This is a genomic window from Rhodococcus sp. 2H158 (genome assembly GCF_053764755.1).
Window position 1 is genome coordinate 1 of sequence record NZ_JBSNCE010000055.1, and the last position, 8,349, is coordinate 8,349.

An 8,349-nucleotide genomic window follows, 5' to 3' on the forward strand; every position below is an offset into this window, starting at 1 on the left:
CGACCCAAAAGCGGTTGGGCAGGGCTGACCCTCTACGGAATCGTGCGCGAACTCCAACGCGCACTGGCCTATTGGATCGGTACCTGCCCGACCTGCCACCACACCTTCCCAACCTAACAAAGTCCTAGTAGGCGGTGGAGGTCGAATTCGTTGTCGGCGCGCAGCGCGTGGACGATGGCGCGCAGCTCCTGGAGTGAGTCCCGACCGGGGCTCAGTCCGAGGAAGTCCTTGGTGGCGGGCGGCCCCCACTGGGCCAGTCCGGACGCGGTCATCGGTGCCCAGCCCGCCTCGAGCGTGTTGTCGAAGAGATCGCCGTCGCTGAAGTGCTCGACCATGAATCCGTCGGGGTCGCGCCAGTAGTCGAAGATCTGGCTGCCCTGGATGTGCCGGCCGATGCCCCAGGACCGGCGGTAGCCCCGGTCGAGCAGGTACTCACCTCCTGCCGCGAGGGAGTCCAGGTCGGCGACCTGATATGCCGAATGCACATAGCGGTTGGCCGGGCCGAGAACCATCGCGAGGGTGTGATGGTCGGTGGGCGTGGCACCCCGGTCGCAGCGGATGAAGCTCATGATCGGGCCCCGGGCCCGTTGCCCCGGGTGGTAGAGGAAGTCGCTGACGATCAGTCCGAGGTGCTCGAGGTACCAGTTGAGCGTTTCGAGGTACTTCGTCGTCTGGAGCACGACGTGACCGAGCCGTTGCACGGTGGCCGGCGCGCGGGGTGGCCGCTGGGTGGTGTTCACCCGACCGCGGTCGTGTCCGAAATTGAAGTGGAGCGGAGCCTGGGCGGACAGCGCCGGCAATTCGAACGTGTCGGACACCACGCGGACGCCCAGAGCGCTTGGATCCACGAGATCGACAGCGATCCCGCCGAGGCTCTCGGGGAGGGGCACGACCGCGCCTCCGACTGCGTCCGCGAGTCGCAGCACGTCGGTCGAGTCGGCTGCCCGGAAGGCGGGACCGACGAACCGCGAACGCGGGCCTCGGCGGATGAGTACGCAGGGCGAACCGGGGTCTGTGCCGCGCAACTGTAGTTCGTGCGCCGTTCGAAGCGCCGTCGCAAAACCGAAGGCACGCGCGAACGCCTCCGCCCGATCGAGGTCGGGCTTCTCGAACTCCAGCCACGCGAGGTCGAACACCTTGATGATCGGCTCGGCGGCCTTCCCCCGGTGCTCGCCCGCCAGCGCGCCCTGCTCACTGTGCAGTCCGGTATGCGGGTCATGGTGGACACTCATGGACCACTCCCTTCAAGTTATGACGATATCGTCACTTACGAAGATATCGTCAGTCAAGAGTTTTTGAGGAATTCGTCACAATTGATGACGCGCCGTAGGGTAGGGCCAGGTCGGACGGATCAGAGAGAAGGGCACGCAGGCATGACCGAGCAGAGCACCGATGCACCGAACCGCCTGGACCGGCGCAAGGCGCGCACCCGCGCCGCACTCGTACGCGCAGCCCAGTCGTTCATGGCGGCAGGGAAACTGACCGCCCCGATTCTCGAGATCACCCAAGCCGCAGATGTCGGGATGGGGTCCTTCTACAACCACTTCCAGACCAAAGAGGAGCTCTTCCACGCTGCCGTGGAGGAGGCCCTCGACCGCCATGGCGCGGCGCTCGACGAACTGACCGCAGATCTGGACGACCCTGCCCAGGTCTTTGCGCAGAGCTTCCGTCTGACCGGACGCCTCCATCGCAGGAATCCCGAACTGAGCAAGGTTCTGCTCAGCAACGGTCTGAGTCTGATCGGCTCGGACAAGGGCCTGGCGCCGAGAGCTCGCCGGGACATCGAGGCAGCTGCCCGTTCGGGCCGGTTCAGCGTGCGCGATCCCGAACTGGCCATGACAATCGCAGCAGGGGCCGCGCTATGCCTGGGTCAACTGCTGCACGACCACCCCGAACGTGACGACGCGGAGGCCACCGACCAGGTCACCGAGGACCTGTTGCGCATGTTCGGCGTCTCGGCCGACGAAGCCCACGAAATCTGCCGACGCCCCTTACCCGACGCCGAGTATCAGCCCCAGGGCGCGACCGCCACATAGCTCGTCTGCTTCGTCAGGATGTACCGGCCCGGCCGCGTCCTCGATTGCTCGGCCCGCTCGACGGCTGCGACGGCAGCTCCCGAGACCGTCGGGCCTCGACGTCCCCGATCCTCGGCAGGCGCGGCTTCCCACCCGCCGTGATCTGGAGCCTCGAATTCTTGGTGCGGATCGACTGCCGAGCATCACGCGGCGACGACTAACTGCGGCGACGCGAGCGAGGAACCGGACCCGCCATCACCATGGCGTCGTAGATCTCCATCAGGGCGCGTCGCTGTCGAGGCGCGAGGGCCGGGTCGGCCTCGAGGGCGGCTTCGATTCTTGCACGTGCGTCGTCGCCGTCGCGGTCGCCTGCAGGAAAGCCGGCCTGCTCGTAGAGAATGTCGGCGCTGATGTTCAGGGAGCGTGCGATGGCATCGATGACGGTTGCCGATGGGGCGCGCAGTCCGCGCTCGATCTGCGAGAGGTACGGATTCGAGATCCCGGCCATCTCGGCGAACTGCCGCAGGGTGAACTTGTTGAATTCTCGCTGCCGTCGGATGATTTCCCCGAGCTGTGCCGACGGTCTCCTCATACAGGCGAGTTTACTGACACGCTCGGGGCTGAACGCACGCCCGAGGCCCAGTAGGTGCGGCTCATCCACTGCCACGACGTCTGGTCGTCATGCGTGGCGCAGACCGTCGCCCGAGCGGGCCGCACGCATCGCCTCCCGTAGCAGGCCGGGATCGAGGGAGTACCTGAGGGCGGGCATCGTCAGCCGGAACTCGACGCGATCCCCGTTACGCGTCACAGCGACGAGTGCGGCGCCTTCCGGCAGGGCGGGGAGCCGGAACCTGCGTGTGAAGCGCAGCCAACGCGGACATCGAAATGTCATGCGCCGGTACCCGACGGCCCGGACCTCCGCTTCGACCTCTCCGTCGTGGACGAGGCCGTCGAGGAGGAATCGCCGGTGGCCGCCTCGCGAGACCGCCTCGACGAGACGCCCCTCGACGATGCGCAGATCCCAGTCGGAGAGCCTGCGGTCCAGCCACGCGACGAACGTCTCGGGCGTCGTGTGACCCCGGAGCTCGACGCCGAAGGTCACGATCGCAAGGTCGGGCGGCGGGGTGAGCGCCACGGTGTCGGCGGCGACCGACAGGCGTTGGATCTGCAGGCCCTCGCACTCCACGCCACGCAACTCGAGTCGCCCCGCGAACTGATTGTCGCGGCGGTCCAGCCAGACCGAGTGGAGTTCGGCACGGATTCGCCGGCCACCGACCTCGAGGCCGAGGCGGCGTCCGCGTAGCGCCCGTCCCAGGCCGCTCACGACCTCCGGGAGCAGCCCGGGATCCGCTGCCGCCCACCACACGCCGCTGGGCACCAGGGCGTCCATCGACCACAACCGGCCCCACGTCTCGAGCGGCCGCATCATCGACCACCACGCCCCCCGGAGCGGGCGCTCGGTCATCGAGACGGCACAGTCTCGCAGGGCACGGCCGGCTCAGTGCTCATCGAGGAAGTCCCCGATGAGCTGCGCCGCCCGGGCGGTCTCCTGGAGCACGCACAGGTGGCTGCCCCCGTCGATGATCTCCAGGCGGCCGTGAGGGACGGCCTTGGCGATGATCCGGCCGTTGACGGTCGGCACGAGCCGATCGTCGCTCCCCGCGATCACGAGCACGGGCATCGGCAGGTGGCGCAGCCACGGTCGACTGGTCCACTCGAAGGCCGCGCGGAGCTGGACGACATGGCCCCGCAACGACGGCCGGCAGTCCCGGCGGATCTCGAGGTGCTCGTCGAGGAGCGCGGGATCGTCGACGATCCCCTCGCCGTAGATCAGCGGGGCGACCTTACGGAAATACGCCGGGGAGTAGAAGCTCACCGGGTTGAAGACGGCGGTCAACGCCCTCGGCGGGCTGGGCATGCCGCCCAGGCCGCAGTTCGTCGAGGCAAGCGCGAGCTTCTCGACGCGTCCGGGACTCCGGCGTGCCAGCTCCTGCGCCACCATTCCGCCGAACGACAGGCCGAGCACGCCGGCCGAGTCGATCCCGAGGTGCTCGAGGAGATCATCGACGACGCCCGCGTGCTCGCGGAGGCCGAAGCGGCCGCGGGGGACCGAGGAATGCCCCGAGCCCGGCGGGTCGACTGTGATGGTCCGAAACCGCCCGAGCCGGGCCTCGAGTGGACGCCAGAACTCCAGGGGGAGGCCGATACCGTTGATCATCAGCAGGGCCGGCCCGTCGCCCCGGACTCGGTAGCGGACACGCAACCCCGCCGTCTTCATGAACTGTGGTTCTTCCAGCGTCGAAGCGCTCGGCGTCTTCTTCTGCATTGGATGACCGCCTCTCGGTTGACCCCTCGCCTGGAGTGCAACGCGACTGTGAGACAGATTACCCCTCGGAATGCTTGCTTGCAAGCTTCATCTCAGCTAGAGAGCTACCAGGCTCGCCGGGCGCGGGGCAGTCGGCGAGCCGCAGCTCTACCGCGTAGAGGCATTGTTGGACAACATATCCGACATTTCGTACGCTCACGCAGGCCCTCGCGCGCGACACCGGCGATTCACGATGAACCCGATGGCACAGAGCGGGACGCACCGTGGGAGGCGGGAGGGACGTTCGCTTTCGCCGATCACCCGGATCGGGTCCTCACGCGACGGTCGAGGCAGTCCTCCCACGCCGTCCGGTGTCAGCAGGCCCCCGCCTCCATACAGCTATAAACCACTGTCGCACAACAGATCCTGAGCTGGAACGCAGACAACTACCGCGCCCATGTGCTGCCGCCGATGCGGCGAGAGTTGTCCACCGACCGCCGACGCCACGACTCGTCGTCATAACCGCCCTCGTAATCGGTCTCGTCCCAGTACTTCTCGCGCCGAAACAGGAAGCCGAAGAACAGTCGATCGTCCTTCGCATAGGCGCGCTCGGTTCCCTCGGCCAGGAACCCTCGGAGCGCACCGACCGAGCGCGCCCGGAGACCGGATCCCGACGGCACTCGCGGCCCGGCTACCCTCGATGCCATGGGCAGGCAGCGGGAGCGTCGGGCCGCGCCGGGGTCCGGCCGCGGTCCGGCCGAGGGCATCTACGACATCGACACCGGCACCTGCGAGCTCGTCAAGGACCGGTACCTGCCGGACGGCTGGGTGCTCGAGGTCAACGGGGTGCCCAGCTCCCACATCGATCTCGCCGATCCCACGCTGCTCGAATTCGAGTACATGCGGTGGATCGCGCAACTGCTCGAATCACAGCGGCCCCGGGACGAGCGGCTGCGCGTGCTGCACCTCGGCGGAGGGGCCTGTTCCATGGCCCGCTACCTCGCCGCCACCTATCCGAACGCGCGGCAGGTGGTGGTCGAGATCGACGGCAGGCTCGCCGAACTCGTCCGGGACTGGTTCGACCTGCCCCGTGCCCCGCTGCTGCGGATCCGGGTGGGGGAGGCGCGGGCGGTCCTCGCCTCGCTGACCGACGCGACACGCGACGTGATCGTCCGCGACGTCTTCGCGATCAACCGGACGCCCGTCGCGCTGACCACCGTCGAGTTCACCCGGCACGCCCGCCGGGTGCTCGATGCGGGCGGCGTCTACGTCGTCAACTGTGGTGACACCCGGGATCTGACCACCGCCCGGCGGGAGGCGGCCACCATCGGCAGCATCTTCGAGCACACCGCGATCATCGCGGATCCGGCGATGCTCAAGGGCCGCCGCTACGGCAACATCGTCATCGCCGGCAGCGACGCACCGCTCGGCCAGTCCCCGACCCTGGCCAGGGACCTGCTCGGCGGGGGAGTGCCCGCCCAGGTCTGGACCGACGCACAGGTCCGCCGGTTCGCCGCCGACGCCCGCGTCCTCCTCGACGCCGAGTGCCGCCCGCCGGCCACGGTCCCGGCCGACGAGGTGGCCACCGGCTGACCCGTCAGCCCGTCCGGCCGACCGTCCAGGCGAGCAGGTCCTCGACCGGCCACGTGTTGATCACGTCCCCGGCTTCGACCCCGCGTTCGGCGGCCCGTTCGCAGCCGTACCCGATCCAGTCCAGCTGTCCGGGCGCGTGCGCGTCGGTGTCGATCGCGAAGCGGCAACCGAGATTCAGAGCGAGGTCGATCAGCCGCTCCGGCGGGTCCTGCCGCTCGGGGCGCGCGTTGATCTCCACCGCAGTGCTGTGGTCGCGGCACGCCGAGAACACCGCCTCGGCGTCGAACCGCGACTCCGGGCGGGTGCCGCGCCCACCCTGCACCAGCCGGCCCGTGCAGTGCCCGAGCACGTCGACGTGCGGGTTCTGCACCGCCTTCAGCATCCGCTTCGTCATGACCGTCCGGTCGGCCCGCAGATTCGAGTGCACGCTCGCCACCACGACGTCGAGCTCGGCGAGCAGGCCTTCGTCCTGGTCGAGGGTGCCGTCGTCGAGGATGTCCACCTCGATCCCGGTGAGAATGCGAAAGGGGCGGCCGCTGTCCGCGAGGACGCGGTTGAGGTCAGCGACGACCCCCAACTGGGTGCGCAACCGCTCGGCCGTGAGCCCGTTGGCCACCTTCAGCCGGGGGGAGTGGTCGGTCAGCGCGCAGTATCGGCGCCCGAGTGCCGCGGCGGTCCGCATCATCTCGGCGATCGGGCTGCCACCGTCCGACCAGTCCGAATGCACGTGGAGATCGCCCTGCAGGGCCTCCAGCAGTTCCGCGCCGCCGCGGCCGATCGGCTCGGCCTCCGCGCGCAGCTGCTGCAGGTACGCGGGCACCCCGTCGAAGGCTTCCCGGATCACGGTGGCGGTCTTCGGGCCGACACCGGCGAGGGCCGTCCAGCTGTCCGTACGGCGCCGCGCGGCGCGCTGCTCGGGGCTCAGCCGGGCGACCACGTCGGCGGCGTGGCGGTAGGCCTTCACGCGGTAGCTCTCGGCCCGGTCGCGTTCGAGCCAGAACGCGACCTCCCGCAGGGCGTCCACCGGGTCCATGCGTCCATTCTCGCCACGGCGGTCCGTAGCGTGGGGCGCATGCGCACAAATGCGAGGTGGCGGCGGACGGTGACCGGAACCGCGATCGGGGTGGCCGGAGGGACGCTGGCGCTGGCCGGGGTCTCGGCCCGGGTCGCGGCGCCCGCGGCGGGGCGGCTGTACACCCTCGCCGACGCGCCGACGGCGCCGGTGGTGATCGTGCCGGGTGCCCGGGTCCGGAACGGATGGCCCATGCCGATGCTGCGCGGGCGCCTCGACGTCGCCGTCGCTCTGCTCGCGGACGGCCGCGCCCGCAGCGTGCTCGTCTCGGGCGACGCGGGGGGCCGGTCCGGGGACGAGATCGCGGCGATGACCGGCTATCTGGTGGCGCACGGCGTGGGACGGGAAGTGATCGCCACCGACCCCTACGGGCTCGACACATACGACACCTGCCATCGCGCCGCCCAGGTCTACGGCGTGACGACGGCCCTGATCGCCACCCAGGACTTCCATCTTCCGCGGGCCGTCGCGCTGGGGCGGCGCGCAGGGATCGACATGGCCGGCGTGGTGGCCGGGTGCGACTGCCGGCTGCGCACCCGGGTGCGCAACGTGCTGCGCGAGTATCTGCTGTCGCGGCCGAAAGCGCTTGTGGAGATGCGCTTTCCGCGGCCGCCGCGCGTGGGGTCGGCCACGGGCGGCGCGTCGACCGGAATCCTCGCCTAGGGTCGTCGCATGCGACCTTCAGCCCTGATCACCGGCGGCGGCCGCGGCGTCGGCGCCGCCATCGCCCGGGAACTCGCCCCCAGCCACGACCTGCTGCTCGGGGGCCGGCGCGCGGAGTCGCTCCGGGCGATCTGCGAGGAGATACCGGAGGCGGCGCCGTGGCCGGTCGACCTGATCGACCACGAGGCGGTGGCCACGGCCTGCTCGGGCATCGACCGGTTGGACGTGCTGGTGCACAACGCGGGCCTCGCCGAGCTCGGGACGATCGCCGACGGCGGAATCGCCCAGTGGCGGGAGATGTTCGAGTCGAACGTGGTGGCGGTGGTGGAGCTGACGCGTCTGCTCCTGCCGGCGCTGCGGGCCGCGAACGGCCATGTCGTGCTGCTCAACTCGGGGGCCGGGCTGAACGCGAAGGCCGGCTGGGGTGCGTACGCCGCCAGCAAGTTCGCGTTGCGCGCGTTCTCCGACGTCCTGCGGCAGGAGGAGCCGGCGCTGCGAGTGACATCGGTGCATCCGGGCCGGATCGACACCGACATGCAGCGTGCGATCGTCGCGAGCGAGGGGCGGACCTACGAACCGGAACGCTTCCTGAAGGCGTCGACCGTGGCGCGCGCAGTGCGCCAGGCGGTCCAGACACCGGCCGACGCGCACCCGACGGAGATCGTGCTGCGGCCGCGCTGAGCCGTCGGCGTCAGAACGGC

Annotated in this window: 10 protein-coding genes; 4 read left to right on the forward strand and 6 right to left on the reverse strand. The window is 69.7% G+C overall.

Annotated features, from left to right (window positions below):
* Positions 1 to 113: 113 nt before the first annotated feature.
* Positions 114 to 1,232: a VOC family protein gene (locus ACWPOB_RS28320; RefSeq protein ID WP_455402850.1), complete on the reverse strand. Its 1,119-nt coding sequence runs from the start codon at positions 1,230 to 1,232 to the stop codon at positions 114 to 116.
* Positions 1,233 to 1,373: 141 nt separating this feature from the next.
* Here ACWPOB_RS28320 and ACWPOB_RS28325 point away from each other — a divergent pair, with 141 nt between their 5' ends.
* Positions 1,374 to 2,036, forward strand: a complete 663-nt coding sequence (locus tag ACWPOB_RS28325) for a TetR/AcrR family transcriptional regulator (RefSeq protein WP_455402851.1) — start codon at positions 1,374 to 1,376, stop codon at positions 2,034 to 2,036.
* A 196-nt stretch (positions 2,037 to 2,232) separates the two neighbouring features.
* On the opposite strand, the gene ACWPOB_RS28330 is transcribed toward ACWPOB_RS28325, so the two are convergent.
* The 4 genes from ACWPOB_RS28330 to ACWPOB_RS28345 all read right to left on the reverse strand — a co-directional run bounded on the left by ACWPOB_RS28330 (position 2,233) and on the right by ACWPOB_RS28345 (position 5,027).
* Positions 2,233 to 2,607, reverse strand: coding sequence for a helix-turn-helix domain-containing protein (locus ACWPOB_RS28330; protein WP_455402852.1), 375 nt, complete (start codon positions 2,605 to 2,607; stop codon positions 2,233 to 2,235).
* Positions 2,608 to 2,694: 87 nt separating this feature from the next.
* Entirely contained in the window at positions 2,695 to 3,480 is a 786-nt protein-coding gene (locus ACWPOB_RS28335; protein WP_455402853.1) for a hypothetical protein, read from the reverse strand.
* 33 nt (positions 3,481 to 3,513) lie between these two features.
* Positions 3,514 to 4,341, reverse strand: a complete 828-nt coding sequence (locus ACWPOB_RS28340; protein WP_455402854.1) for an alpha/beta fold hydrolase — start codon at positions 4,339 to 4,341, stop codon at positions 3,514 to 3,516.
* A 425-nt stretch (positions 4,342 to 4,766) separates the two neighbouring features.
* Complete coding sequence (locus ACWPOB_RS28345) at positions 4,767 to 5,027, reverse strand: hypothetical protein (protein ID WP_455402855.1); 261 nt, start codon at positions 5,025 to 5,027, stop codon at positions 4,767 to 4,769.
* Here ACWPOB_RS28345 and ACWPOB_RS28350 point away from each other — a divergent pair.
* Positions 5,026 to 5,913: a spermidine synthase gene (locus ACWPOB_RS28350; protein WP_100055586.1), complete on the forward strand. Its 888-nt coding sequence runs from the start codon at positions 5,026 to 5,028 to the stop codon at positions 5,911 to 5,913. The two genes, ACWPOB_RS28345 and ACWPOB_RS28350, sit on opposite strands and share 2 nt — an antisense overlap.
* Before the next feature lie 4 nt (positions 5,914 to 5,917).
* On the opposite strand, the gene ACWPOB_RS28355 is transcribed toward ACWPOB_RS28350, so the two are convergent.
* Positions 5,918 to 6,946, reverse strand: a complete 1,029-nt coding sequence (locus tag ACWPOB_RS28355) for a PHP domain-containing protein (protein WP_455402856.1) — start codon at positions 6,944 to 6,946, stop codon at positions 5,918 to 5,920.
* A gap of 39 nt (positions 6,947 to 6,985) precedes the next feature.
* On the opposite strand from ACWPOB_RS28355, the gene ACWPOB_RS28360 reads away from it, so the two are divergent.
* Together ACWPOB_RS28360 and ACWPOB_RS28365 are read left to right on the forward strand one after the other, a co-directional pair.
* Entirely contained in the window at positions 6,986 to 7,648 is a 663-nt protein-coding gene (locus tag ACWPOB_RS28360; protein WP_455402857.1) for a SanA/YdcF family protein, read from the forward strand.
* 9 nt (positions 7,649 to 7,657) lie between these two features.
* Complete coding sequence (locus ACWPOB_RS28365; RefSeq protein ID WP_455402858.1) at positions 7,658 to 8,329, forward strand: SDR family oxidoreductase; 672 nt, start codon at positions 7,658 to 7,660, stop codon at positions 8,327 to 8,329.
* The last annotated feature ends 20 nt before the right edge of the window (positions 8,330 to 8,349 follow it).

What these genes read in the sequence shown, in the direction of transcription:
- ACWPOB_RS28320 (WP_455402850.1), bottom strand. Translation starts at nt 1,232, where the DNA reads ATGAGTGTCCACCATGACCCGCATACCGGACTGCACAGTGAGCAGGGC.
- ACWPOB_RS28335 (WP_455402853.1), bottom strand. Translation starts at nt 3,480, where the DNA reads ATGACCGAGCGCCCGCTCCGGGGGGCGTGGTGGTCGATGATGCGGCCG.
- ACWPOB_RS28345 (WP_455402855.1), bottom strand. Translation starts at nt 5,027, where the DNA reads ATGGCATCGAGGGTAGCCGGGCCGCGAGTGCCGTCGGGATCCGGTCTC.
- ACWPOB_RS28355 (WP_455402856.1), bottom strand. Translation starts at nt 6,946, where the DNA reads ATGGACCCGGTGGACGCCCTGCGGGAGGTCGCGTTCTGGCTCGAACGC.
- ACWPOB_RS28330 (WP_455402852.1), bottom strand. Translation starts at nt 2,607, where the DNA reads ATGAGGAGACCGTCGGCACAGCTCGGGGAAATCATCCGACGGCAGCGA.
- ACWPOB_RS28365 (WP_455402858.1), top strand. Translation starts at nt 7,658, where the DNA reads ATGCGACCTTCAGCCCTGATCACCGGCGGCGGCCGCGGCGTCGGCGCC.
- ACWPOB_RS28325 (WP_455402851.1), top strand. Translation starts at nt 1,374, where the DNA reads ATGACCGAGCAGAGCACCGATGCACCGAACCGCCTGGACCGGCGCAAG.
- ACWPOB_RS28350 (WP_100055586.1), top strand. Translation starts at nt 5,026, where the DNA reads ATGGGCAGGCAGCGGGAGCGTCGGGCCGCGCCGGGGTCCGGCCGCGGT.
- ACWPOB_RS28340 (WP_455402854.1), bottom strand. Translation starts at nt 4,341, where the DNA reads ATGCAGAAGAAGACGCCGAGCGCTTCGACGCTGGAAGAACCACAGTTC.
- ACWPOB_RS28360 (WP_455402857.1), top strand. Translation starts at nt 6,986, where the DNA reads ATGCGCACAAATGCGAGGTGGCGGCGGACGGTGACCGGAACCGCGATC.